Here is a 25543-nt window from a genome sequence, read left to right as displayed (position 1 = left end):
CCTTTTTATAAACTTTTATATATATTAATTAATTCATTTTTATCAATTTTATGATTTGAATTATATGGAAATTTTTCTAATTTTACTATATCAGAAGGCACCATATAATATGGAAGTACCGTTGATATTTCATCTTTTAAAGTATTAATATTAATATCTTTATTTGAAATAATAAAAGTAATTAATTTTACAACTTCTGTTCCTCTTTTTAAAGGAATTGTAATAGCATCATTTACTTCTTTATTATTAGTAAACTCTTTATCTATTTCTCCAAGTTCAATTCTAAATCCATGAAGTTTTATAAGCTCATCTTTTCTATTTGCAAAAAACAACATATTATCTTCAAAATATCCAAAATCACCTGTTCTAAAGCTTCTTTTTTCGTATTTTGGTTCAAATTTTTGAGCATTTAACTCTTCATTTTTAAAATATCCAATAGAAACATTATCACCAACTATTTCTATTTCTCCAACATTTTCACTATCTTTATCTAATAAATTTATTATTGTATTTTTCTTTACATAACCAACTGGTAAACTTTTTGAATATTTATCGATTATTTCAGAAGTAATTTCTATCAAAGTTGTTGCAACAGTAGCTTCTGTTGGACCATAAGTATTAAGAACTTTAGAATCAGGAAAATTATTTTTTATTCTTTTTACCGTAGCTGATGGTAAGACTTCTCCACAAAATAAAAAGCTATTTAATGTTTTTATATTACTGCTAACAAATTCAGCAGAAAGTAAATATTTACTAATAAACGAAGGCGTTGAAACCCAAGTATTACAATTATATTTTTTTAATCGCTCGAAATATTCAAGGTGATTTTCTAATAATTCTCTACTATTTAAAATAATTGTTCCACCAAATAATAAAAATCCAACTACTTCATATACTGATAAATCAAAACTAAAAGGCGCTTGATTCATAAAAATTGAATTATTATTAAATTTAAAATCTGTTTCTAACCACTCTTTAAAATCTAATATTGAATTTTTAGTAATTTGAACACCTTTTGGTTCACCTGTACTTCCTGAAGTAAATATAATATAAATTATTGAATCATCTAAATGATAACTTGTATTTATATTATTTGTATTAACTTCCATCTTATTTTCAATAGTATAAATTATAAGAGCAGAGTTCAATATATTTACTATTTTATTAAGTCTTTCTTTTGGATAAATAGTATCAACGGGAATATATGGTAATCCCAAACTCATACAAGCTGTCATACTTACAATAAAACTGGCTTCTTTATGCCCATAAATAACTACTGGATGACCTTTTGGAAGATTATATTTTGAAATTTCAAGTTTAAGTTTCTCAACTTCATCTTTAAATTCATTCCATGTTAAATCTTTGTCACTAGCACTAATAGCCACTTTTTGCGAATCTTTGTTGCACTCAACAAACTCTAATAATTCTAAATCAAATCTCATATAGGAACTCTCCCACTAAAAAAGTATAGTGCTAAAACAGCACCGTTTATCATCAAAAATCGTTTTAAATTTAAAGATATAATATCTGGAAAAATCGTAAAATAATCATATCCACCTTTTTTTACATAAACCACATAAATGTTATGAATTGCTGAATAAATACCAAATAAAAATCCACTAAATATAAAATACCAGGTAAAACCATTCCACATTCCCATAAGTAAAAATGTAGCTATGATTGCTAAGTTTTGAATTAACAATCTTTTGCCTTTTAAAATATTAAAACTATGTAAATATTTATACAAAGGTTTAAAGAAATAATCTGTTAACCAAGAACCTAAAGTAATATGAAATCTTCTCCAAAAATCTTGTGGATTTGGGGCTAAATATGGATGATTGAAATTCATAGGAACTTTTATTCCCATCATCATACTCAAACCAACAGCCATAGCACTGTATCCTGCAAAATCAAAGAAAAGATAAGTTGTATAAGAATATGCACTATTCATCATATCCAAAAGATGAACACTATTTTCATCAATAGGTATAAGCCAAAATTTATTTACACATTCTGCAAAAATAAATTTAAACAAAACTCCAACTATTAAAATATCCCAACCTTTTCCGATATTATTTAAAGTTAAATTTTCATAACCTTTTTGTAAATCTTCTTGAAATCTATAAGATCTATCAATTGGACCTGCCAAAAGTGTTGTTGGAAATAATAAAAATGAAGTAAATTCAATAAAAGATAATTTCCCATAATTATGGCTATCTACCATTGCTTGAATAGTTCTAAATGTAATATATGAAATACCAATAACCTTAAATATAGGGCTTACATCAATTTTATGAAGTATCATAGGTAAAGCAATAATTAGCATGGGAAGTAGCGTACTTTGATATTTGTTTTTTACATATATCCAATATACACCATAAACATAAATCAGAAAAAATAAAACTTTTTCTGAATGTGGAATACAGAAATAAATATATATTATAATTGCTATAAATAATAACATTTTAAAAGAAATAATTTTATTTAAAATATTTTTAAATAAATGCAAAAATATAATAAAACCAAAAATTATAATAAAAAAGTTAAGTCCTGAAAATGGTAATATATGATACATCAAAAAGCCTCGTACACAAATTCTACAGTTGATTCAACATCTTGTCCACTTAAATCATCGATATTTTGATCTAAAACAATAAATGAAAAGCCTACAATCAACAATAAATATATTACAAAAGTTCTGAAAAAATAGTTCATTTTATTTTTCCTCTTTTGTCATAAATTGCTCAATAATTTTTTGATTAATATCAACCCAACCTAACTCACCTGGATGTACAATATCAGTTAAAGTTCCTATTTTATAATCTTCTTTTTTATATGTCCATTTATCAAAATATTTATAGCCATGTTCTTCAACTTTTGATTTTATTAATAACATAAGTTTATTCATTTCTTCTCTATTATTTGCAAAAGCATAAGGGTGTAAATCTTGCATTACAAATAAAGGTTGAATTTTATAATCTTTCAAAAAATCAAGTAAAACTAATAAATCATGATACTCTTCATTTTCACTTAATTCAGGGATAGAAATACCAAAAGGAAAATTATTTTTATCAATTTCTGGTTGAATATATTTTGTGAAATATTCATCATTAATTCCATAACTGTTATTCGTAACAGGGGCTGTATTATTAACTGCTTCTACTTTTAAATTATCATAATTAAGTATTGGTTTTTTATAGTTAATAAGTTCTGGATCGGGATCTTTATTGTCAAAACTTTGGATTATTATTTTTCTAATTGCATCATTAAAATAATTCTTTTTTACTACAGCATAAGAATATTCGTATAGAAAATTTGGATTTTTTATATAAGTGATATTATTTTTAATATAGTCACTAACAGAGATTTTATATTTATCATCTGCTTCACTTTGGAAATAAAGTTTATTCATCATTCCAGGATACATATATTCCAAAAATTTTGGCATAGTTAAACCATTATCACTTGAACCACTAAACCAACTAGGAGATAAAAGAACTACAACTCTTGCATTTTCCCTTACTTTTTCATTATCACAGGCTGCTAATTGAGACATTATTACAAAATCTTGTTGTCCTTCATTTCCTTGAACTCTTATTGGTAATTTTAATTCATTATTAAAATAATTTTGAGGTAAAAATTTTAAATCTGGATACATTACTAATTCAGAAGATCCAAAAACTACAATTTTACCGCTTGATAAATCATCTTGTAAACTAGTAGTTCTTTGCAGTGAATCTTGTAAAGGAATTGCATAATAATTTAAAATTTGATTTTTACTAATATAAAGTAGTGATATAACCACTACTAATGCAATCAAAAAAGCATAAATATTTACAAAAAATTTATTCACTTATCCTACTTTTAATGTAAGTAGTTAACTTGTTTATACTATCAAAATTACTTTCAATAATATCTCTAACATCAATTTTTATACTAAATTCTTCTTCTAACATCATTGCTAAATCAACTGTTCCCATACTATCAATTAAATTTGAAGTGTATAAAGGGTCATCATTTCCAACTTCTTTAAATATAATTTCTTCTACTAGCGGTTTTATTCTTTTTGTTATTTCCATTGTTTCCCCTTATTATTTTCTAAATTTTATTCTTCTGTTGCTTCATGAATGACTTTTTTGGTTGAATCATAAGCCTTTTCAGAACTGTCTTTAGTAACTTTCCATGCATCGTTGCTATCTTTTTTAATTCCCATCCAAGTTGCACATCCTTGAAATGAAATTATAAGAATAATTAATAAAGCAAATTTAACCATTACTTAATCCTCCTAAAAAAATAAATTTCATATGAAGTTATATCATAATTTTGGAGATTTTATTAATAAGAGTTTAGATACAATCACAAAAAAAGTTTAGGACAATTATGAGTGAACAAATAGAAACATCTTTATGCCATATTTCAAAATTTGCACCCTTTAATGACATTACAGGGGCTTCACATTTTCCAATTTATAACACTGGAACATTTGATTTAAAAAAACAAACTGGCGATAAGATTTATGATTATACAAGAAGTGACAATCCAACTAGAGAAGTTTTAGAAAATCTTTTCACTCATGTTGAAAATGGAGCTGGCTGCGTTTGTACTCATACAGGAATTGCTTGTGTATCTTTATTATTCGAAACTGTTTTAAAAGCAAATTCTCATATTTTAGTGGAAGCTGATTGTTATGGTGGGACTTTTAGACTTTTAAAAATCTTTAAAGAAAAATATAATATTACAGTACATTTTGCAGATTTTTTAGACTTTGAAATGTTAGAACATATTTTAACAATAAACAATATTGAATTAGTTTTATGTGAAAGCCCTACAAATCCAGGTCTTAAAATCATTGATTTAGAAAAAGTAGCAAGTCTTTCACATAAATATAATGCTTTATTTGCTGTTGATAATTCACTTGCAACTTTTATTTCTCAAAGACCTTTAGATTTAGGAGCTGATTTCTCTTTATTTTCTACTACAAAATATATCTCAGGTCATGGAGCTGTGGTTGCTGGTGCGATTGTTGCTAAAACAAAAGAGTTATCACAACAAATTCATTATTACGCAAATGCTCATGGAAGAAGCCAAAATCCCATGGATGTTTACCTAATTAGTTTAGGAATTCCAACTTTAAAAATCAGAATGATTGAACATGAAAAAAACTCTATTTTTATAGCAAAATATTTAGAAAAACAATCATATATAAAAAGCGTAACTCATCCTTCTCTTGAATCTCATCCTCAATATGAGTTAGCAAAAAAACAAATGAAATATATTCCAGGTCTTTTTTGTGTAGATTTTACAAGTGTTGAATTAGCTGAAAAATTCATTGAAAATACAAAATTATTTGGTGAAAAATGCTCTTTTGGAAGTCCAGATAGTAGAGTTGAAATTCCTGCAAAAATTTCTCATGCATCTTTTTCTAAAGAAGAATTAGCAGCCATTGGAATAAGTGATTCTACTGTTAGATTTTCTATTGGTCTTGAGAATATCGAAGATTTAATAGCAGATATAGAACAAGCTGTAAAATAGAAAAATAAAATGTATAAAACAATTTTTACTCCTATTCCTTGTGGACAAACACTACCTATAAATAACATTCATGCGGTTTCTGTTTCGATGCCAGAACTTCAAGATGTTATTGATTACGAGGAACAAACCCCTAAAATTTTAGAAAAAATAAAAAGTGCATATCCACGATTTGTTATGCACCCTTATTTAAAACTTTTAGCAAGTCATATAAAAGAGAAATATAAAATTTCAAATGCTTACGAAGTTGTACTTTTAAGTTCTCAAAAAGCAGTTGAAGTTGTAAGTTGTAAATATTTTATACACAATAAAATAGAAATAAATGAACCTTTTGGCGTTATTTTAGTTCAAAATGGAACAACTCAACTAAACAAAGTTTTAAAATTTATTCAACATGTGGGATATAACTTATCTTCAAGATTAGCGCAAGATTATCTATTTGATGTTGGATTATTAAATATTAAACATCAAGAAGAACTTGAAAATAAAACTATTGCAAAAGAAATTTTGATTTCAAATTTAGCAATTGCTTATAATCAACCAATAAAAAATATCTGTTTAACACCATCTGGAATGAATGCTGTTTATTGTGCATTAAGAGGTTTAAAAACTATTCAAAATAGAAATGGGAAAAATAAATTAATCCAACTTGGATGGTTATATTTAGATACGATGAATATTGTTGAACATTATTTTGATGAAAATAAAATATTTTATGATATTAATAATCTTGATATTGTGGAAGATTATTTAAAAATAAATGCTCATACAATTTCAGCCATAATTACAGAAATCCCTACAAATCCCCTACTTCAAACAGTTGATTTACCTAGATTAAAAAATCTTTGTTTAAAATATAATATTATTTTAGTAATAGATGCAACATTTGCAACACCTTTTAATATGGATTTAAAACCTTATGCAGATATTTATGTGGAATCTTTAACAAAATTTGCTTGTGGAAATGCAGATGTTTTAATGGGTGCTATTATCTTAAATGAAAATTCTAAAATATCTATGATTTCTCAAGAATTTTTTAAACATGCAGATATTCCATATATAAAAGATATTCAAAGATTAGCTTTTGAGATAAAAAACTATAAAAATAGAGTAAAAATTATTTCAAAAAACACAAAAGCTTTAGTAGAATATTTCCAAAAAGCTGATTTTATAGATGAAATTTTTTATTGTTTAAATCCAAAATATGCTTCAAACTACAAAAAACTTATGATTGATGAAAATTCACTTACAGGAATAATATCAGTTACATTTAAAAAAGATTTCAAAGAGATTTATGATAAATTAAATTTCGCAAAAGGTCCTAGTCTTGGGACTGAATTCACACTTTTAATGCCTTATACTTATCTTGCACATTATGATTTAATAACTTCACAAAAGGGAAATGACTTTTTAAAAAAGATTGGACTTCCAGTAAATCTACTTCGTATTTCTGTTGGATGTGAGGATATAAATGAAATTATAAAAGAGTTTGAAAAAATAAATGTATAAAAACATTGACTTTAATTAATAAATATTTGTCATAATTATTATATGATAACGATAATATTAATTAAAAGGGCAAAAATTCAATGTTTGGACACATATCTAAAAATGAACTAAAGTTAATTGACGAGTATTTCCAACAATATATTGAGTTTACTCAATATAAACAAAATAATTTCAATTATATTGAAAAAACTGGCAATAAAGAGCTTGATGCCCTCTTTTCTAAATGGAATGAAAAAATAAGAGAGACTGATAGTTCAATAAAATCAGACATAAATGTAATCGGTGAAATAGTATTAACAACTGATAAGGTAAATCAAGGTATTTTTAGGTGTAGGATTAAATCAAATACAAAAAATCCAATGATTTTTACACTTAAAAAAACACTAAATCAAATGCTTGATTCTCTTGAAGATAAGATGATTAGATTAGAATCAACTTTACAGTCTTATGCAACTGATGATTTCAGACCTACAATAAATATTGAGCCAATATTAAAAGCTAGAATGCTTTCAGTTATGACGAGTATTAATACTCTTGGAGAATCTTTAAGTACAAGCGCAAAAGATAATTTAAATAATGGAGAAAGTTTACAACAAAGTTCTCGTAAAATGAATATCTCAATGAATAATTTAGCTACAAAAGCAAATGAACAAGCTGCTTCTTTAGAAGAAACAGCAGCAGCTGTTGAAGAGATTACTTCAATTACAAGAAATAATACTATCAATGCTTCAAAAATGTCAGAACTTGGACAAAATGTTAAAAAATCAGTTTCAGATGGTCAAATTTTAGCAAAACAAACAGGTTCTTCTATGGAAGAAATCCATGACAAAGTTGCCGCTATTACAGAAGCTATAAACATTATTGATCAAATTGCATTTCAAACAAATATTCTTTCATTAAATGCAGCCGTTGAAGCAGCAACTGCGGGTGAAGCAGGAAGAGGATTTGCAGTTGTTGCAGCTGAAGTGCGAAATCTAGCAAACAGAAGTGCTGATGCTGCAAAAGAGATTAAAAATTTAGTTGAAGATGCAAACCAAAAAACAAAACAAGGAAAAGATATTTCAGATTCAATGATTAGTGGCTATGAAAAATTAAATGAAATTATTTCACAAACTATTCATATTATTGATGATGTAAGTTCTGCTTCAAAAGAGCAAATGCTTGGAATTGAGCAAATTAATGATGCAATATCATTACTTGATAGAGTAACTCAGGAAAATGCAAATGAAGCAAATCAAACAACACAAATATCTACAGATGTTGAATCACTAGCTAAACAGTTAGTGAATGATGCAAATAATAAAAAATTTAACTAAGGAAAATAATTATGTCAGCAGGTCAAGAAACAATATTAGATGATTATGCATTTTTAGTTAGTGAAACTGATTCAAAAGGAAATATCCTTTTTGCAAATGAAGATTTTTGTAAAATTGCAGAATATAGCATTGATGAATTAATTGGAAAACCTCATAATATGGTAAGACATAAAGATATGCCAAAACTCGCATTTAAATCTTTATGGGATACTGTACAAAAAAATGAGATTTGGACAGGATATGTAAAAAATGCAACTAAAACTGGTGGATATTACTGGGTATTCGCAACAGTTTATCCTTTTGAATCTTGTGATGGAGGAAAAGGATACCTATCTTGCAGAAGAAAAGCATCAACTGAAGAAATTGATGCAGCAGTTAAATTATATCGGACTATGAAATAAAAATTTAATATTCAGAAAAAGAGATTATAATAGACATATTAAATAATCAAAAGGCAAATAGATGATTAGTTCAAATGTAACAGTAGATTTACAAAAGCTAGAAAAACTTTTAAATAAAGTTGGTGATTTAGTAATTACAAACTCAATGATGTCTCAAAGTGTTGAAAACTTACCAAATAGTGAAGAGAAAAAAAATCTACTTGAAAAAATCAATCTTTTTCAAAGATATATTGTTGAATTGCAAGATTATGCAACAGATATAAGAATGATAAAATTCGAAAGTATGTACACAATTTATAATGATATTATTCAAGAAATATTACCTTCAAATAAATCAATTAAATTACAATTAGTTGGTGGTGAAACAAAAGTAGATAAATCTTTGGTTGAACATTTAGATTTATCTATTAAGACTTTGATTACAAATAGTGTTCTTTATGGAATAGAAACTTCAAAAGAAAGAACAGGTAAAAACAAAAATCCAGAAGCAATTATAAAAATAACTGCTCAACAATTAAATGGTCAAATGTCATTTTGTATTGAAGATGATGGAATTGGATTTGATAAAGATGAGCTAGATTTTGAAGAAGAATTTCCTAAAATAATAAAAGAAAATCAATTAAAAGATGTTTATATTGTTAAAGAAAATGTAGAAAAGTTAAACGGAAATATAGAAATAAAAAGTGATATTGAAGAAGGTTTTTCTTGTACAATCACTGTTCCCTTAACTCACTCAATTTTAGATGGTTTAAATATAAAAATAGGAAATAATATTTATATATTACCAACATCATCAATAGTTGAATCAATTCAACCAAAAAAAGAGATGATAAAACTAGTAGGAGATGGAAGTTCTGCTTTACTTATGTTAAGAGATGAATTTGTACCAATAATTAGATTATATGAATATTTAAATATTATTCCAAAAACTCAAGATTTAACTCAAGGTATTTTAATAATCGTAAAATCAGGAACACAAAAAGCAGCCTTTTTTATAGATGAATTTTTACAGCAACAACAAGTAGTTTTAAAAGCAATAGAAACTAACTTTAGAAAAATAGATAGTGTCGCAGGTGCAACAGTTCGAGGTGATGGAAGTATTGGAATTATTATTGATGTTAAAAGTATTATTGAAAATTCATAAATTTAATTAAAGAATCAAAATGATAAAACAAGCACAAAAACATAATATTACAAATATTTCAACTCTTATTTTAAATGCAATTCATGATATTGCAAATACTTTAAGTGGTGAAAATAAAAAAACAAAAATCCTAGAAACCTTAGACAAATATATAACTATGGACATAAATAGATTAAGTTATAAAAATATTTGGATTTATGAAATACAAGATAAAACTGTTGGATTAATCATAGCTTACAGCTCAAATGATGTAAAAAAACTAGATGAGCCAATTTTAAAACACCTAGCTTCTAAAAATATTTTTATAGATTCTTTGGATAAAGAGTGTTTTGAAAATGAGTTTTATATTGATACTGTAAGTGTTTTTGAAGAGTTTCAAGGAAAAGGAATTGCAAAAGAGCTTTTTTCTTTTATTGAAAAAAAAGCTAAAGAGTTAGGATTTGAAAAAGTTTCACTTCTAGTGGATTTAAAAAATCCAAAAGCTCTAGCTTTATATGAAAAAATAGGATTTCAAAAAAACACTATTTTAGAAGTATCAAAACATCAATATCATCACATGATAAAGATGCTTTGATAAAAAATTATAATTTATTAGCATTTAAAAATAACAATAATCCTAAAATAAACATAAAAATTGGTGAAGCTATTTCTAAAATATTTACCAATTTTGTTGACTTACGAGAAGCTTTATTTAATGAAACTCCTAAAAATGAAGAAACAAAAAGAACAAAAGCCATTCCTAAACTAATACTAATACTTGCAAGTACCACTGCAAAATATGTTTTTAATAAAAAAGCATAAACAAAAAGTAAAACCGTTCCAGGGCATGGAATAATTCCAGCTGTTATTACAAAAATCAAATCTTGTTTTTTTGTTCTAAGTGGAGTAATTACAGGTTTATTTGAAGCTGTTTTTACAAAATTTATATTTGATGGAATCAAACTAAAATTTGTAGTTTTCAAATCCACACTACAACAAACACATAATTTTTTACTTAATTTTCTATATAAAATATAAATAGCCAAAAGCATAATAACCAAAGCTGAAAAACTTGTAATATATAAAATCGAATCTTCCATAAATCTATTTAAAACACTTTGTAAAATAAAAACTGAAAATAAAACTATTGCCAATGCTCCAATTATATGAATAAAAGCTGTAACTAAAGAGATAACAAAAGCTTCAAAAAAAGAGCTTTTTTGAAAACTAAAATAAGAAAATGCCAAAGCTTTTCCATGACCTGGTCCAAAAGCATGAATAACTCCATAAATAAATGAAGCCATAAGTAAAAAGACTAAAGCTAAAGTATTCCCATTTTGTATATCAATTAAATATTTTTTAATATTATTTGTAAATTTCTCTAAAACTGTTTGAGTTTTTTCAACAATTTTTTCTTCTTTAGTTTCTTTAATTTCTATTTTTTCTTCAACTATTTCTTCTTTTGAATTTTCTTCTTTTGGCAGTAAAGTTGGTGCATCAATTAAAAAACTAACATCATTCATATTTGTAGTTTTTGAAATTTTATAGGGAATATAGATTAATTGTTTTTTATCAGCAAATACAATATCAAAATAATTCTGGTCATCTATAATTTTGATATATAAAATATTTTTATCATAAATTTTGTAGTTCAAGTCAATATTATATTCAAAACTCAAAGTTGAATTTTGATAACTCATTTTATAATCTTTAATTTCAAAAGAGTTTGATTTTTCATTTATTTGTTTATCATAAGAGATTGTAGTAATAAAATTTTTTTGCACTAAATAATCAACTAAATATGATTCAATAACTGCTAACTCTTTTGCACTAAATGTTCCATCTAAATTTGTATCATATATTTGTAATAGCTCTTTTGTAAATTCATTTGCAAAAACCCAATTTACTTTTAGTGTTTTAATATTTTCTTTATCTGCTTTTATTTGGATGGAAACATGTGTTTTTGGTGTATAAATAGAACATAAAGAGCATCCAAAAAGGATACTCTTTAAAAGAAGTAATGATAAAAAATATCTTATCATTTGTAGCTATTTGCTATTTGATTTGCAGTATCTAACATACTTTCTTTCCAATTAGCAGAGATTGGGTCAATCGCAATTACATTAGCATTGATATTTTTAGAAATTGTTTTTGCACTTTTTTGTGAAAATTGTGGAGCTACAAAAACAATTTTTATATCATGTTTTTTTGCTTCTTCAATTAATTCAACTAATTCATTTGGTTTTGGTTCTTTTCCTTCAATTTCAATAGAAATTTGCTCCAAATCATACCTTTTTGCAAAATATCCCCAAGATGGATGAAATACCATAAATGCTTTATCTTTATATGGACTCAAAATCGTTTTAATATTTTCATCTAAAGAATCTAACTCTTTTAAAAATTCTTCATAATTTGTTTTATAAAAATCACTATTTTGTGAATCAATTTCAACCATTGCATCATAAATATTTTTTGCTTGAGTTTTAACTAAAACTGGATCTAACCAAACATGTGGATCTAAACCTGAATGGTCGTGATCATGATGTGTTTGAGTTGTATGCTCTTCATGCTCATGGTCATGTTCTTCCATTTGCATTTTTTCAATTCCTTTTGTAGTATCTACAAATAGGGTATTTTTGGCATTTTGTTTAAACTTATCCATCCAAGCTTGTTCAAAAGGATCTCCTACTAAAAAATAGGCTTTTGAATTAACCAAAGATTTCATTTGTGATGGTTTTGGTTCATAATTATGCGGAGAACTTCCAGGTTTTACCATAACATTTATTTCAAATTTATCTTTTACTATTTTTTCAACAAAATATTTTTGAGGTGCAATATTTACTGTTAGTTCAGGTTTCGAAGCATTTAATATACTAATAAATGCAATACATAAAAACAATATTTTTTTCAAAATTAACTCCTAATTTATTTCTGCAACTTAGTTGCGATTTTGCAATTCTAATTAATTTTTTCTTTAATGCAACTTAGTTGTAAAAGTAAGTTTAAAAATAAATCGCTATAATCAATCTTATGGATAAAATAACAAACTTAACAGACATTACAAATATCAAATTAACAAATGCCAGAAAATCGATTCTTGAATTATTAATTAACTCAAATAAACCCTTATCATACGAAGATATGAAAGATTTTATTTCTATGGATAAGGCAACTTTTTATAGAAATATAACTATTTTTGAAGAAGAAAATATTATAAATTCTTTTGAATCAAATGACAAAAAAAGATACTTCGAAATCAAAAAAAACCAACATTCTCACTTTATTTGTTCATCTTGTTCAAGAATCGAATGTATTCATGAAAAACTTGAACTCAATCTTCCTGAATATAAAATTGAAAATATCATCATAAAAGGTATTTGTAAATTTTGTTTAAGTAAGGAAAAAATATGATAAAAAAATTTATAGTAATTGAAGACTTTATATCAAAAGAAGCATTAAGTGGAATTATCTTATTTATAGCAACAATTGCTGCTGTAATTGTTGCTAATTCTTCTTTAGGAGAAGAATATTATGATTTATGGCATATGCCTTTAGGTATTACTTTAGGGGATAAAACTATTTCTATGTCTTTGACATATTGGATTAATGATGGTCTTATGGCTTTGTTTTTTCTTATGGTTGGTCTTGAAATAAAAAGAGAAATGATAACGGGTGAATTATCATCAATTTCAAAAGCCTCTTTTCCAATAGTTGCAGCTATTGGTGGAATGGCTGTTCCTGCTCTTATTTATGTAGCACTTAATCCAGATAATTTTATAGGTTTTGGGATTCCAATGGCAACTGATATTGCTTTTGCTTTAGGAATTTTGATGCTTTTAGGAACAAAAGTAAATCCATCACTAAAACTGTTTTTAATGGCTTTAGCCGTTGTTGATGACTTAGGTGCTGTTTTAGTGGTTGCTACTGTTTATACAAGTGAAATCAAAGTTGAATACTTTTTACACGCGGGAATTACTTATGCTTTAATTTGGTTTTTAAATTATAGTGGTGTAAAAAAGATATTACCTTATTTAATTTTAGGAATATTTTTATGGATATTTATCCATGAAATCGGAATCCATGCCACAATTGCAGGAGTTTTATTAGCATTTGCAATTCCGATTAGCTCTAAAATTGATGAAGAAGAATTTATTAATAAAACAAGAGAATCTGTTGATGATTTTGAAAACAATATTGATAACATCCCTATTTTAAACCATCATCAAATAGATGCTTTAGAAAGTATTGCTTATGGTTATGATAAGGTTCAAAATCCTTTATTAAGACTTGAACATAATCTTCATGGTTTATCTGCATTTTTTATTATGCCTTTATTTGCTTTTTCAAATGCTGGTGTTTTAATAGATTTCTCAACTATATCTGCTAATTTAATGATAGTTTTAGGAGTTGTTTTTGGTTTATTAATTGGAAAACCAATTGGTATTTTTGGCTTTACTTATATTTTGACAAAACTAAGAATCATCAAAAAACCAGAAAACATATCATGGTATGAAGTAATAGCAGTTGGGTTTTTAGGTGGAATTGGATTTACAATGTCAATTTTCATAACTCATCTAGCTTTTAGTAATGAAACTATAATCGCAGCCGTTAAACTAGGAGTTTTTGCAGCTTCATTTATTGCAGCAATTATTGGAGTAATGCTTATTATGATGAAGAAAAAAGCTTGAAATACAAAGATATAAAATGACACCTGTAAACAAAAATATATTTTATTTTATGATGGTTTTAGCAATGGCAGGATGGGGAGCATCGTGGGTAAATGCTAAAGTATTAAGCACTTACATAGATGAATATCAAATGATGTTTTTACGAAATTTCTTTACAATTATCACACTTGCTCCTATTTTAATAATCACAAAAAAGTATTTTTATACAAATACTAAAAGCCTAATTTTGGCTTTTATTGCAGCTATTGTGATGATTATTTATTTAAAATTCTATTTTTTAGGCGTAAAATTTGGAACTGCAAGTCTTGGTGGTGCATTGGTTACAACACTAATTCCCATAAATACTTTTATTTTTATGGCACTATTTTTTGGTAAAAAGATGACAAAAAAAGACATTTTTGCTTTAATTCTAGGAGTTATTGGTGTTTTAACTATTTTGAATATTTGGTCTTTTTCTCTTGAGCAAATATTTACAAAACACAATTCATATTTTTTAATTGCTTCTGTTTTTTGGCCAATATTTACAATTATAAGTTCAAAATCTACAAAAACTTCACCTTTAGTTTTTTCTTTTTATATGTATGCTTTTATGACTATTTTACTTTTGATATTTTTTGTGGAACCCACAAAAATGCCTTATGCAAGTTTTGATTGGATTTTTTGGGCAAATATTTTATGTGTAGCAGTTGTTTCAACTACTTTTGCAACTTCAATTTATTTTATAGGAATTGAAAAATTAGGAACAAATGAAGTAAGTTCTTTTATCTTTTTAGTACCCTTTTTTGCAATAAGTTTAAGTATTATTTTTCTAAAAGAAGAGGTAAATATTTCTATAATAATTGGAACTATTTTAACTTTAATAGCTGTAAAAATATTAAATAATATAAAAATATTTAGGAAATCAAAATAGCAAAAACCCTAAGTTTTTGCTATTTCTTAACTTTATCTAGGATATGAGCAGTTGTTTATATCTAAACAAGTTCCATTTATATACTCAGGACAATCAGTTGCCAGCCAAACAATAGCTTTTGCAACCTCTTCTGCTGTTGCAAATCTTCCTGTTGCTACTGTCTTTTTGAATTCTGCTTTTCTCTCTTCACTATTATCTTTTTGCATATCAGTTTCAGTAGGACTTGGAGCCACACAATTTACAGTGATTCCATAAGCACCTAACATTTTCCCATAAATTTTTGTAGCATTTATAAGTCCAGCTTTTGCGATTCCATACCAAATATCTGGATGCCCGATTTGTCCAGCAATTGATGCTGTATTTACAATTCTTCCATATTTTTGTTTTTTCATATTTTCACAAAAAATATTCATTAATTCAACTGGCGTATATAAATCCACATTCATAATATGATCTCTTGCTTCTTTTGGATAATTATTATAAGTATATTTTGGTTGCATATAACCAGCATTATTTATCAATATATCAATATTTCCAACCTCTTTTGCAAGAGCTGGTAAACCATCAACATCTGATAAATCATACGCAATAGCCGTTACATTTTTAACTCCAACCAAAGGGCAAGTGTCAAAATCACGAGCGACTATAATAATTTCATATCCAAACTCTAACATAGCTCTTGAAACAGCTAATCCTATTCCTTTATTTCCACCTGTTATTAATACTCTTTTTGACATTTATTCTCTCCAAATTTTAATGATTTATTATATATATAGATTGATGTTAATCATCTTAATAAGATTTACTTTATGATAAAATATATTATTAATAACTAGGATTCATATGATTTATAAAAATGAAAAGTCTCTTATAAATATAATAAAATATACACCTTTAATATTTATTATCACTCTTTCTTTGATTATTACACTATTTTTATATGCTGACAAACAACATGAATTAGAAAAAGAAAAAAAAGCCACACAAGATGAATTTTTAAAAAGAAATCAAGACTTTGTAAAAACAGAAGTTGAAAATTTATATGATTTAATCCTTAGAACACAAGCAAAAACAGAAGAGAAATTAAAACAAAGTATCAAAGAAAGAGTTTATGAAGCAAATAATATTGCTACTAGAATTTATAATGAAAATAAAGATACAAAATCAAAAGATGAAATTATCAAAATGATAAAAGATGCTATTGTTGATATAAGATTCAATAATGGACGAGGTTATATATTTATTTATACTTTTGATTATGATTGTATATTATTACCAATAAATAGAGCAAATGAGGGAAAAAGTTTTTATAATTTTCAAGATTCAGATGGTTTTTATTTAGGAAGAGAAATGGTAAAAAGTCTTCAAGGAAAAGATGAAGCTTTTTTAACTTGGCGTTTTCCAAAACCTGATGATACAAGTAAACAAGATTTTAAAAAAATTGGATTTAATGTACATTTCAAACCTTACGATTGGTTTATTGGAAGTGGCGAATATGTAGTAGATTTTGAAGAAAATATGAAAAAAGAACTTTTAGAGTATATTTCAAACCTAAAATCAAGCGAAAATAACTACTTTTTTATTTTAGATTACGATAAAAAAACTCTTTTCCAAAAAGTAGATAATATCGTAGATAAATCTTTTCAAGAATTGGATACTAAAGAAGAAAATAAACTATTTGATGAAATTTTCGATTTATCAAAAAATGGTGGAGGTTTTATAAGCTATGATTACAAAATAATAGATAGTGAAATACCTCTTAGAAAAACTAGTTATGCAAAAGGTTTATTTAGCTGGAAATGGATAATTGGAAAAGGTTTTTATGATGATTATTTAAATCAAATAATTGAGAAAAAAAGTATCGAATTAAATAAAGAATTTAACAAAAAAATTAAAAATATTTTATTTTTTGCATCATTATTGACTTTGATTCTATTATTTATTTCTATTTATATCTCTAAATTATTAGAAAAGAAATTCCAAAATTATAAATTAGAAATAAATACACAAGAACATATTTTATCTCAACAATCAAAAATGGCTGCAATGGGTGAGATGTTAGGAAATATCGCTCACCAATGGAGACAGCCACTTTCTGTTATAACTACTGTTGCAACTGGAATGAAATTACAAAAAGAATTTGATACTCTTGATGATAAAACTTTTGAAGAATCAATACAAAATATTACAAATTCTGCTTTATATTTATCTGAAACAATAGATGATTTTAGAAACTTCTTTAAAACAGACAAATATAAAACTACTTTTAATATAAAAAATACATTTGATAAACTATTTAAACTAACTTCCGCTCAATTTAAAAATCATGAAATTACTTTTGTTAATGAAATAAATAATTATGAATTATTCAATTATGAAAATGAGTTTATTCAAGCACTGATAAATATTTTAAACAATTCAAAAGATGCCTTTGAAAATAAAGAGGCACCAAAAGTAATTTTTATTTCTACAAATAAGCAAGAGAATAAAGTTATCATTAAAATAACAGACAATGCAGGTGGTATTGATGAAAAAATTATTGATAAAGTTTGTGAACCATATTTCACTACTAAACATCAAGCAAAAGGAACAGGAATTGGTCTTTTTATGACAGAAGAAATTATCGTAAAACACTTAGAAGGAAATTTTTCAATTAAAAATGTAAATGTAGATTATGAAAATAAAAGTTACAAAGGAATAGAAATTACAATTGAATTAGACTCTTAAAATAAAATATGTATATTAAATATACAATTTAATTGGATACTTATTTTTTCTTAATATTATAATTGTATTAAATAAAAGGTAAGGAGATTATAGATGTCTTTAAAAGAATTAAAAGGTCAAGGGCATTGGCCAACACTGTTAGCTTCATTTTTGTATTTTGATTTTGGTTTTATGGTTTGGACAATGATGGGTCCATTAGCAACTGAAATTGCTGCATCATTAAATCAAACTCAAAATTTTATAATGAGTTCAGACCAAAGTGCAACATTAGTTGCTCTTCCTGTATTTGCAGGTGCAATTTTGAGGGTTGTATTAGGTTTTTTTGTTGATAGAGTTGGAGCTAAAAAAACAGCTTTAGTTTCACAGTTTATAGTTATATTAGGATTATTTTTTGCTTATTATAAAGGTGAAACTATTACTTATGAACAATTATTAGCAGTTGCTTTTATCTTAGGTTTTGCTGGTGCTTCATTTGCGGTGGCACTTCCACAAGCTGGTCAATGGTATCCTCCAAAACTTCAAGGTGTTGTGTTAGGACTTGCTGGGGCTGGAAATATTGGAGTTGTTATTGATTTTATTTTTGCGCCAAAAATTGCTGAAATTTGGGGATGGCAATCTGTATTTTTAGTTGGAGCTGTATTATCTTTATTTATTTTTATTGTTTATATTTTTATGGCAAAAGATGCTCCAGCAAATATTTATAAATCAAATCCAAAAAAATTAAAAGATTATGGAAAACTTTTAAAAGATAAAGATACATGGTGGTTTTGTCTTTTTTATGCTATTAGTTTTGGTGGTTTTGTTGGCTTTGCTGGATATATGAAAGTATATTTAATGAGTACATATAAACCTGAAATGACAAATTTTGGTCTTGGAATATTAGCTGAACCAAATGTTATGGTAACTGCTGGGTATTTTGGAGCTTTATGTATTTTTGCAGGAGCGATTTTAAGACCTGTTGGTGGAGCTATTGCTGATAAATTAGGTGGAATTAAGTCTTTATATTTCTTTTATGGAGTGGTTTGTTTATTAGCTATAATTAGTGCTAGTTACACTCTTCCGTTTTATGTTGCAATTATTGTACTATTTTTAATAATGGCTCATTTAGGTATGGCAAATGGTGCTGTTTTCCAATTGGTTCCTCAAAGATTTGGTAAAGATATTGGAATTATGACAGGTATTATTGGTTGTGCAGGAGGTCTTGGTGGAACTGCACTTATTAAAACTTTTGGTTGGTCAAAAGGTGCATTTGATGGATATGCTACTGGATTTATGATTTTTGCAGTTGTAGTATTTATTGCAATTTTGGGAATTTCATTCGTTAAAACTAGATGGAGAACTACATGGGGAGTTTCAGCAGGTGGAAGAATTTAATTTTGAATATTAAAAGGTATTTAAATGAGTAAAAGTAATATCAAAACTTCAGGTTTTAGTCTTGCAAAAAGAAAAGAATTAACAGGAGATGATTTTTACGAAATTAAACAATTTGATGATTTAACCATTGCTGTATTATGTGATGGAGTAGGAAGTGCTACACAAGGAGCACTTGCTGCAAAAAAAGTAACTTCACATTTAATAAATAATTTTAAAAACCTTCCAAAAGTATGGAGTATTGAAAAAGCAATAAAAGAGTTTATCAAATCGATAAACTCTATACTTTACTCTCAATCTATTCAAGAGTATGAAAGAGCTGAATATATTACAACCGTAACCGTTTGTGTGATAAAAGGAAATCGTCTTTATGGGGCAAATGCTGGTGATAGTAGAATTTATTTATTAAGGGATGATAAATTAAATCAACTTTCTCACGACCATAATGAAGAGGGAATGAACAGTGTTTTATCAAATGCTGTGGGAATTTGTCCAAATGTTGAAATATATTATTTTGAAAATAATATTCAAAAAGATGACAAGATTTTAATGTGTAGTGATGGATTGTATTCTTTAATGAATAATAATATTTTGTCAAAAAATATTTCAAATGGAGCATATCAATTAGTTAAAAATGCTAGTTCTTTAGTAAATGATAATCTTCCTGATGACACAAGTGCTGTAATTTTAGAAGTTTTAGATACTGATTATATAGAATCAATGAAAAACTTAAAGCTTGAGATTCCTGAAAAATTAAAAAAAGGTGATATTATTGATGGCTATTTATTAACGCACTCTTTAATTCAAAATAATAGAACTTGGATTTGTATAAAAAACACACAAGAATATGTGATAAAATTTGCACCTTATGAAGCAATAGAAAATGAAGAAATATTAGATTTATATATAAAAGAAGTTTGGAATGCAAAAAGATTAAAAGCTGGATTCTTTCCAAAATCATTTGTTCCAAAACAAAGAAGTGCAAGATATTATCTAATGACAAAATTAGATGGAATAAATCTAAAACAATATCTCAAAAAAAGAAATTTATCTATTCATGAAACAATACTATTAGCAAAAACCCTTATTTCTATGGAAGAATATCTTTTGAAGTTTAATCTAGTTCATGCAGATATAAAACCTGAAAATATAATAGTAATACAAAGAGATGGAAAAAGAATATTTAAAATAATTGATTTTGGTTCAATTACTGAAATATTTTCGATTGCCTCTACTGCTGGAACTCCATCTTATTTAGCACCTGAAAGATTTACTGGAAATGCAATAAATGAAAAAACAGAAATTTTTTCAATTGGAGTTACACTATATGAAGCTTTGTGTGGAAAGTATCCTTATGGAGAAATAGAACCTTTTCAAAACCCTACTTTTGGTGTTGCAAAAAAACCTCAAAAATTGAATAATAATATTCCAGCATGGTTTGAAAGCGTTATTTTAAGGGCATTAAGTGTAGATGAAGATTTAAGATACTCAAACTATTCATATATGAGATTTGAGCTTGAATACCCCGAAAAAGTAAAACCTTTTTTTGAGAAAAGAACTCCTTTATTAAAAAAAGACCCTTTATTATTCTATAAGTTTGGATTTTATTTCTTACTAATTTTAAATTTTATTTTATATCTAAAATTATTTTCTTAGGTTCACCAAAATAATAACCTTGAGAATAATCAACTCCCATTTCATTTAAAATATTAAAAATCTCTTCATTTTCAACAAATTCAGCTATTGTGATAATATTTTGTTTTTTAGCAAAACTAACTATTGTTTCAACAACATTTCTACTATAAGTATCAGTAGCAATATTTTTGACTAAACTTCCATCAATTTTTAAAATATCAGGTTCAAACTCCAATAATCTCTCAAAATTTGAATATCCAGCACCAAAATCATCTATTGCAATCATAACACCTAATTTTTTTACTCTTTTGATAAAAGCTTTTATAACCGCAAAATCTTTTACCTCTTCATCTTCAAGTAATTCAAAAACAATTCTTGAAGTATCCTTTTTATATTCTTCCAAAAGAGAATAAAGTTTAACTCTTGTTTCCTCTTTTTCTATATCTAAAGATGAAAGATTTATAGAAATTTTCGTAGATATATGTTCTAAAATTTTAAATGAATTTTCCAAAACACGATGTGTAATTTTATTATAATAACTTCCTTTCTTAGAAATATCTAAAAAAGAGTAAGGAGATAATACATTTCCATCTTCATCCACAAGTCGAACTAAAGATTCATATTTTTCTATCTCTTTTGTTTTATTATTAATTATTGGTTGAAAGTATGAAACTATTTTATAATTATCAAGGGCAATTTTTACCATTTTAATAACTTCCATATTTTTTTTAGCTTCAATATGCTCTTTTATTGAAGAATCATTTGCATATTTAATATTCATTTTTTTGTTCATAGCTTCATCAAGTCCACATTTTGCGTCTTCATATAAATGCTCTTTTCCAAAAGAATAACTAACTATAATATTTAAGTCATACTCTATATCATCAACATTTAAAATTGATTTTTTAATATTTTTTGCAAAAACTTCAAGATATTCATTTATATTTGTTTGTGATGAAGTAAAATCAAAGAAATCAGCTAAAAGTGCGAATCTTCCATTTCCTATATTATAAATATTATCAAAAGTATATGAATTTGGCAAATAAGATAACATACTAAAAGCAAACATTTTTTCGATTTTATCAACAGTTAAAATATTATAAAATTTATCAAGAATATCAAAATCTTCTATTTGTATAAAAATTAATAAAAATAGATCATTTGATTCAATTTTATCAATTAAATGTTTTTTATCACTCATAATAGTATTTACATTACTTCTAACGCTCACATATTCAAGAATATCTCCATTTACATCTAAAATTGGCTTGATTGTTGATTTTATATAATAAGTTTTACCACTTTTTGTTAAATTTTTTATAACTCCAGACCATTCAAGTTTTTTATTTCTTACAGTATTCCATAATTCTTTATAAACTTCCGCAGGATTATCTGGATGTCTAATTATATTGTGACTTTTCCCTATTAATTCTTCTCTTGTATATTCAGATGTTTTACAAAAATTATCATTTACAAAAGTTATTATTCCATTTTTATCAGTTCTTGAAATAATTGCACTTTTATCGACCAAGTCTGTATATTGCTTTTGAATTTTAAAATTCTTTTTTCTATTTTCTATTTGAAGCTTTTTATCTTTACAACTCTCAATTGATCTATTTATAATTTCTAAAAAATTATTTTCATCAAAAGGAGGCATTAAATAACCATCTATTTTTAGTTGAATTGTTTTAAAAAAACTCTCTCTATCTTCATTTGAGGTATAAATAATCGTTATTATGTTTTTATCAATACTTTTGATTTTTTCTATTAAGTCAAAGCCGTTAAAATCAGGGATTTTTATATCCGTAATTATTACTGAGTACTTATTTTTATTAAATTCTTCTAATGCTTCAAGTCCATTATCCATAAATGTTACTTCGTTAAAGAAGTTTTCAAAATATTTTAAATTATTATTTTCATTGTTTTTATCTCTTACTACATAAAGTAGATTGAGTGATTTACATAATGAACTAATTTCTTCTAACTTTTCAGCATTCATTTTAATCCTTGATTATTAAAGTAATAGTTATATCATAAAAAAATATATATATAACTTATATCTTAACAAAAAATTATTTTAAATGCCACTTACTCGGAATTTAGCTTATTGTATATTTTTGATACAGTTATTTCTTATATCTACATTAATTCCTTTATATAATAAAAATATAGATTCAAATAATTATTACGAATAGGAAAAACTATGATTAAGTCAGTATGTGGATATTGTGGTGTGGGATGTGGATTAGAATTTGAAAAAGATAAGTTAATTGGAGATGTAGCATATCCTACAAATGAAGGAAAACTTTGCTCAAAAGGTATTTCAGAATTAATAAGTGTTGACACTCCAACAAGATTGCTAAGACCTCAAACAAGAGACGAAATAACAAATGAATACAAAGATACTTCATGGAGTAATGTAATAAATAAAATTGCCTCAAAAATAACAAACTCTCCAAAAGAAAAAGTAGGATTTTATTTATCAGGTCAGCTTTTAACAGAAGATTATTATATTGCTAACAAACTAATGAAAGGTTTTATAGGCACTAATAATGTAGATACAAATAGCCGAACTTGTATGTCAAGTGCCGTTGTAGCTTATAAAAAATCTATTGGAGCTGATTATGTTCCAGTGCGAATGAATGATGTTCATGATGCAAATTTGCTTATTTTAGTTGGAGCAAATACAGCAGAAGCTCATGTGGTTTTTCACAATAGAATCAAATCTGCAAAAAAACAAGGTTTAAAAATCATCGTAATAGACCCAAGGTTTACAGATACTGCAAAAATAGCTGATTTACATCTTCCAATAAAACCAGCAGGTGATATTGATTTTTTTAATCTTGTATCAAAAAGAATTATTGATGAGGGTTTAGTTGATGAAAAATTCATAGAAGAAAAAGTAAATAATTATGAGTTACTAAAAAATAAATTCAAAAGAATTCCCATTACAAAAATGCTAAAAAGAACAGGTTTAAGCTCTGAACAATTTGAAGAGTTTTGGCAGATGTATAAAGAAAATAAAAATATCATAACAGCATGGACAATGGGAATAAATCAATCATCTCAAGGAGTTGATAAAAATCTTTCAATCATAAATACTCACCTTTTAACTGGAAAAATATTCACAAAAGGAAATGGTCCTTTTTCACTAACAGGTCAGCCAAATGCGATGGGTGGACGGGAAGTTGGTGGACTTTCAACAATGTTGGCAGTTCATTTAGGATTTGATAAAGAATCTGTTGAAAAAGTAAATAAGTTTTGGAAAACTACAAAAGTTTCAAATGTAGTTGGATTAACAGCAACTCAAATGCTTGAAGCAAATCTTGATGTTTTAATTATTTGCCACACAGACCCAATTTATCATCTTCCAAATAGAAGTAAAATGGAAGAATTAATAAAAAAAATCCCAATGGTTGTGGAAATAAATGCCTATGAAAATTCTGAAAGCTCAAAATTTGCCCACATCAGACTTCCTGCTGCTCCATGGGGAGAAAAAGAAGGAACTCAAACAAACCTAGATAGAACAATCACAAAACAAGAAAAACTAACAAGAACTTCAATAGATTGTAAACCAGACTGGGAAATTTTTCAGCTAATTGCCCAAAGATTAGGATATAAAGATGCCTTTAGTTTTACCTCACCAAAAGAAATATTTGAAGAATATCAAGAAATGACAAAACTAAATCCACACCTAAATATCTACGAAGCATCTTATGATAATCTTTCAGACGAACCTTTTATTTGGGGAGAAAAAATAAGAGAAAATAGAGAATTTTTAACAAAAGACAAAAGAGCAAATCTATTTTTTGTAGAAAATAAACTCTTAAGTGAAAAAACAAATCTAAAATTTCCTTTGACTTTATTAACAGGAAGAACAAGAGACCAATGGCACAGTGGAACAAAAACAAATCTTCCAAAAACTCTAATGAAATACAAAGAGCTAAATTTTTGCGAAATCCATCCAACAAATGCAAAACAATTTGGCATCCAAGATGGAGATGAAATAAAAATCTCTTCAAAAAGAGGAACAATAGAATCAAAAGCAATTTTAAGTGAAGATGTAAGAATCGACACAATCTTTATGCCTATAAGTAATAGAGATATAAATTATCTAACACATGATTTATACGATAAAGACTCAATGCAACCTGATTATAATCATAGTGCTGTTAGGGTTGAGAGGGTATAAAAGATTTTTTATTTAGTAGTTAATTTATCTTTATATACCTAGTATACATTTAGAGAAATAAGTAATAAAATCTTTTTATTATTAATAACATATAGATTTTACATTATATGTAATATAATTATTAAAAATTGAGAAATAACTT

Annotated in this window: 23 protein-coding genes; 13 read left to right on the top strand and 10 right to left on the bottom strand. The window is 26.1% G+C overall.

The window, feature by feature from the left end:
- Nucleotides 1–5: 5 nt before the first annotated feature.
- The 6 genes from B0174_RS03820 to B0174_RS12170 are packed head-to-tail and all read right to left on the bottom strand — an operon-like array spanning nucleotide 6 to nucleotide 4273.
- The gene (locus B0174_RS03820; protein ID WP_108558333.1) at nucleotides 6–1442 is read right to left on the bottom strand and encodes an AMP-binding protein; all 1437 of its coding nucleotides are present in this window, start codon (nucleotides 1440–1442) and stop codon (nucleotides 6–8) included.
- Nucleotides 1439–2575, bottom strand: coding sequence for an MBOAT family O-acyltransferase (locus B0174_RS03815; RefSeq protein ID WP_108558332.1), 1137 nt, complete (start codon nucleotides 2573–2575; stop codon nucleotides 1439–1441). The genes B0174_RS03820 and B0174_RS03815 overlap by 4 nt, the downstream gene beginning before the upstream one ends.
- Nucleotides 2575–2715, bottom strand: coding sequence for a hypothetical protein (locus B0174_RS12175; RefSeq protein WP_165790389.1), 141 nt, complete (start codon nucleotides 2713–2715; stop codon nucleotides 2575–2577). Before B0174_RS12175 ends, B0174_RS03815 begins: the two co-directional genes overlap by 1 nt.
- Nucleotide 2716: 1 nt before the next feature.
- Entirely contained in the window at nucleotides 2717–3853 is a 1137-nt protein-coding gene (locus B0174_RS03810; RefSeq protein ID WP_108558331.1) for a D-alanyl-lipoteichoic acid biosynthesis protein DltD, read from the bottom strand.
- A complete protein-coding gene (locus B0174_RS03805; RefSeq protein WP_108558330.1) occupies nucleotides 3846–4079 on the bottom strand; it encodes an acyl carrier protein in 234 nt (77 codons plus the stop codon). The genes B0174_RS03810 and B0174_RS03805 overlap by 8 nt, the downstream gene beginning before the upstream one ends.
- A 26-nt stretch (nucleotides 4080–4105) precedes the next feature.
- Nucleotides 4106–4273, bottom strand: a complete 168-nt coding sequence (locus B0174_RS12170) for a hypothetical protein (protein ID WP_165790388.1) — start codon at nucleotides 4271–4273, stop codon at nucleotides 4106–4108.
- Nucleotides 4274–4380: 107 nt separating this feature from the next.
- Here B0174_RS12170 and B0174_RS03800 point away from each other — a divergent pair, with 107 nt between their 5' ends.
- From B0174_RS03800 to B0174_RS03775, 6 genes are all read left to right on the top strand, one after another.
- On the top strand, nucleotides 4381–5532 hold the full coding sequence (locus tag B0174_RS03800; protein ID WP_108558329.1) for a trans-sulfuration enzyme family protein: 1152 nt from the start codon (nucleotides 4381–4383) through the stop codon (nucleotides 5530–5532).
- A gap of 9 nt (nucleotides 5533–5541) precedes the next feature.
- Complete coding sequence (locus tag B0174_RS03795; protein ID WP_108558328.1) at nucleotides 5542–7038, top strand: PLP-dependent transferase; 1497 nt, start codon at nucleotides 5542–5544, stop codon at nucleotides 7036–7038.
- Between the two features lie 80 nt (nucleotides 7039–7118).
- Nucleotides 7119–8354, top strand: coding sequence for a methyl-accepting chemotaxis protein (locus tag B0174_RS03790; RefSeq protein WP_108558327.1), 1236 nt, complete (start codon nucleotides 7119–7121; stop codon nucleotides 8352–8354).
- A gap of 11 nt (nucleotides 8355–8365) precedes the next feature.
- Entirely contained in the window at nucleotides 8366–8755 is a 390-nt protein-coding gene (locus tag B0174_RS03785; protein ID WP_108558326.1) for a PAS domain-containing protein, read from the top strand.
- A gap of 61 nt (nucleotides 8756–8816) precedes the next feature.
- A complete protein-coding gene (locus tag B0174_RS03780; protein ID WP_108558325.1) occupies nucleotides 8817–9899 on the top strand; it encodes a chemotaxis protein CheA in 1083 nt (360 codons plus the stop codon).
- Between the two features lie 19 nt (nucleotides 9900–9918).
- Entirely contained in the window at nucleotides 9919–10473 is a 555-nt protein-coding gene (locus B0174_RS03775; protein WP_108558324.1) for a GNAT family N-acetyltransferase, read from the top strand.
- A gap of 7 nt (nucleotides 10474–10480) precedes the next feature.
- Here B0174_RS03775 and B0174_RS03770 read toward each other — a convergent pair whose 3' ends face one another.
- Together B0174_RS03770 and B0174_RS03765 are read right to left on the bottom strand one after the other, a co-directional pair.
- Entirely contained in the window at nucleotides 10481–11920 is a 1440-nt protein-coding gene (locus tag B0174_RS03770; RefSeq protein WP_108558323.1) for a HoxN/HupN/NixA family nickel/cobalt transporter, read from the bottom strand.
- Nucleotides 11917–12789, bottom strand: a complete 873-nt coding sequence (locus B0174_RS03765) for a metal ABC transporter solute-binding protein, Zn/Mn family (protein WP_108558322.1) — start codon at nucleotides 12787–12789, stop codon at nucleotides 11917–11919. The genes B0174_RS03770 and B0174_RS03765 overlap by 4 nt, the downstream gene beginning before the upstream one ends.
- A gap of 119 nt (nucleotides 12790–12908) precedes the next feature.
- On the opposite strand from B0174_RS03765, the gene B0174_RS03760 reads away from it, so the two are divergent.
- Genes B0174_RS03760 through B0174_RS03750 form a run of 3 tightly spaced genes read left to right on the top strand, consistent with a single transcriptional unit; the run spans nucleotide 12909 to nucleotide 15476 of the window.
- Nucleotides 12909–13289 carry a Fur family transcriptional regulator gene (locus B0174_RS03760; protein ID WP_108558321.1) on the top strand — a complete coding sequence of 127 codons (381 nt, stop codon included), beginning with the start codon at nucleotides 12909–12911 and terminating at the stop codon, nucleotides 13287–13289.
- On the top strand, nucleotides 13286–14566 hold the full coding sequence (gene nhaA, locus B0174_RS03755) for a Na+/H+ antiporter NhaA (RefSeq protein WP_108558320.1): 1281 nt from the start codon (nucleotides 13286–13288) through the stop codon (nucleotides 14564–14566). Before B0174_RS03760 ends, nhaA begins: the two co-directional genes overlap by 4 nt.
- Before the next feature lie 16 nt (nucleotides 14567–14582).
- Nucleotides 14583–15476: a DMT family transporter gene (locus B0174_RS03750; RefSeq protein WP_108558319.1), complete on the top strand. Its 894-nt coding sequence runs from the start codon at nucleotides 14583–14585 to the stop codon at nucleotides 15474–15476.
- 32 nt (nucleotides 15477–15508) lie between these two features.
- On the opposite strand, the gene B0174_RS03745 is transcribed toward B0174_RS03750, so the two are convergent.
- Entirely contained in the window at nucleotides 15509–16213 is a 705-nt protein-coding gene (locus B0174_RS03745) for an SDR family NAD(P)-dependent oxidoreductase (protein ID WP_108558318.1), read from the bottom strand.
- Between the two features lie 106 nt (nucleotides 16214–16319).
- On the opposite strand from B0174_RS03745, the gene B0174_RS03740 reads away from it, so the two are divergent.
- From B0174_RS03740 to B0174_RS03730, 3 genes are all read left to right on the top strand, one after another.
- Complete coding sequence (locus B0174_RS03740; RefSeq protein WP_108558317.1) at nucleotides 16320–18203, top strand: sensor histidine kinase; 1884 nt, start codon at nucleotides 16320–16322, stop codon at nucleotides 18201–18203.
- A gap of 93 nt (nucleotides 18204–18296) precedes the next feature.
- Nucleotides 18297–19577 (top strand): MFS transporter, encoded by a 1281-nt coding sequence (locus B0174_RS03735; protein WP_108558316.1) that lies wholly within the window; start codon nucleotides 18297–18299, stop codon nucleotides 19575–19577.
- 24 nt (nucleotides 19578–19601) lie between these two features.
- Complete coding sequence (locus B0174_RS03730) at nucleotides 19602–21230, top strand: bifunctional protein-serine/threonine kinase/phosphatase (RefSeq protein WP_108558315.1); 1629 nt, start codon at nucleotides 19602–19604, stop codon at nucleotides 21228–21230.
- Here B0174_RS03730 and B0174_RS03725 read toward each other — a convergent pair.
- Nucleotides 21202–23208 carry an EAL domain-containing response regulator gene (locus tag B0174_RS03725; protein WP_108558314.1) on the bottom strand — a complete coding sequence of 669 codons (2007 nt, stop codon included), beginning with the start codon at nucleotides 23206–23208 and terminating at the stop codon, nucleotides 21202–21204. The genes B0174_RS03730 and B0174_RS03725 overlap by 29 nt on opposite strands.
- A 204-nt stretch (nucleotides 23209–23412) precedes the next feature.
- Here B0174_RS03725 and B0174_RS03720 point away from each other — a divergent pair, with 204 nt between their 5' ends.
- Entirely contained in the window at nucleotides 23413–25401 is a 1989-nt protein-coding gene (locus B0174_RS03720) for a molybdopterin oxidoreductase family protein (RefSeq protein WP_108558313.1), read from the top strand.
- Nucleotides 25402–25543: the final 142 nt, after the last annotated feature.

This window comes from Arcobacter caeni (assembly GCF_003063245.1).
GTDB lineage: Bacteria > Campylobacterota > Campylobacteria > Campylobacterales > Arcobacteraceae > Aliarcobacter > Aliarcobacter caeni.
The sequence above is the reverse complement of the archived record's forward strand: the minus strand, read 5'-3'. Positions and strand labels throughout refer to the sequence as shown.

What these genes read in the sequence shown, in the direction of transcription:
- B0174_RS03820 (WP_108558333.1), bottom strand. Translation starts at nt 1,442, where the DNA reads ATGAGATTTGATTTAGAATTATTAGAGTTTGTTGAGTGCAACAAAGAT.
- B0174_RS03815 (WP_108558332.1), bottom strand. Translation starts at nt 2,575, where the DNA reads ATGTATCATATATTACCATTTTCAGGACTTAACTTTTTTATTATAATT.
- B0174_RS12175 (WP_165790389.1), bottom strand. Translation starts at nt 2,715, where the DNA reads ATGAACTATTTTTTCAGAACTTTTGTAATATATTTATTGTTGATTGTA.
- B0174_RS03805 (WP_108558330.1), bottom strand. Translation starts at nt 4,079, where the DNA reads ATGGAAATAACAAAAAGAATAAAACCGCTAGTAGAAGAAATTATATTT.
- B0174_RS12170 (WP_165790388.1), bottom strand. Translation starts at nt 4,273, where the DNA reads ATGGTTAAATTTGCTTTATTAATTATTCTTATAATTTCATTTCAAGGA.
- B0174_RS03800 (WP_108558329.1), top strand. Translation starts at nt 4,381, where the DNA reads ATGAGTGAACAAATAGAAACATCTTTATGCCATATTTCAAAATTTGCA.
- B0174_RS03795 (WP_108558328.1), top strand. Translation starts at nt 5,542, where the DNA reads ATGTATAAAACAATTTTTACTCCTATTCCTTGTGGACAAACACTACCT.
- B0174_RS03790 (WP_108558327.1), top strand. Translation starts at nt 7,119, where the DNA reads ATGTTTGGACACATATCTAAAAATGAACTAAAGTTAATTGACGAGTAT.
- B0174_RS03785 (WP_108558326.1), top strand. Translation starts at nt 8,366, where the DNA reads ATGTCAGCAGGTCAAGAAACAATATTAGATGATTATGCATTTTTAGTT.
- B0174_RS03780 (WP_108558325.1), top strand. Translation starts at nt 8,817, where the DNA reads ATGATTAGTTCAAATGTAACAGTAGATTTACAAAAGCTAGAAAAACTT.
- B0174_RS03775 (WP_108558324.1), top strand. Translation starts at nt 9,919, where the DNA reads ATGATAAAACAAGCACAAAAACATAATATTACAAATATTTCAACTCTT.
- B0174_RS03770 (WP_108558323.1), bottom strand. Translation starts at nt 11,920, where the DNA reads ATGATAAGATATTTTTTATCATTACTTCTTTTAAAGAGTATCCTTTTT.
- B0174_RS03760 (WP_108558321.1), top strand. Translation starts at nt 12,909, where the DNA reads ATGGATAAAATAACAAACTTAACAGACATTACAAATATCAAATTAACA.
- nhaA (WP_108558320.1), top strand. Translation starts at nt 13,286, where the DNA reads ATGATAAAAAAATTTATAGTAATTGAAGACTTTATATCAAAAGAAGCA.
- B0174_RS03750 (WP_108558319.1), top strand. Translation starts at nt 14,583, where the DNA reads ATGACACCTGTAAACAAAAATATATTTTATTTTATGATGGTTTTAGCA.
- B0174_RS03745 (WP_108558318.1), bottom strand. Translation starts at nt 16,213, where the DNA reads ATGTCAAAAAGAGTATTAATAACAGGTGGAAATAAAGGAATAGGATTA.
- B0174_RS03740 (WP_108558317.1), top strand. Translation starts at nt 16,320, where the DNA reads ATGATTTATAAAAATGAAAAGTCTCTTATAAATATAATAAAATATACA.
- B0174_RS03735 (WP_108558316.1), top strand. Translation starts at nt 18,297, where the DNA reads ATGTCTTTAAAAGAATTAAAAGGTCAAGGGCATTGGCCAACACTGTTA.
- B0174_RS03730 (WP_108558315.1), top strand. Translation starts at nt 19,602, where the DNA reads ATGAGTAAAAGTAATATCAAAACTTCAGGTTTTAGTCTTGCAAAAAGA.
- B0174_RS03725 (WP_108558314.1), bottom strand. Translation starts at nt 23,208, where the DNA reads ATGAATGCTGAAAAGTTAGAAGAAATTAGTTCATTATGTAAATCACTC.
- B0174_RS03720 (WP_108558313.1), top strand. Translation starts at nt 23,413, where the DNA reads ATGATTAAGTCAGTATGTGGATATTGTGGTGTGGGATGTGGATTAGAA.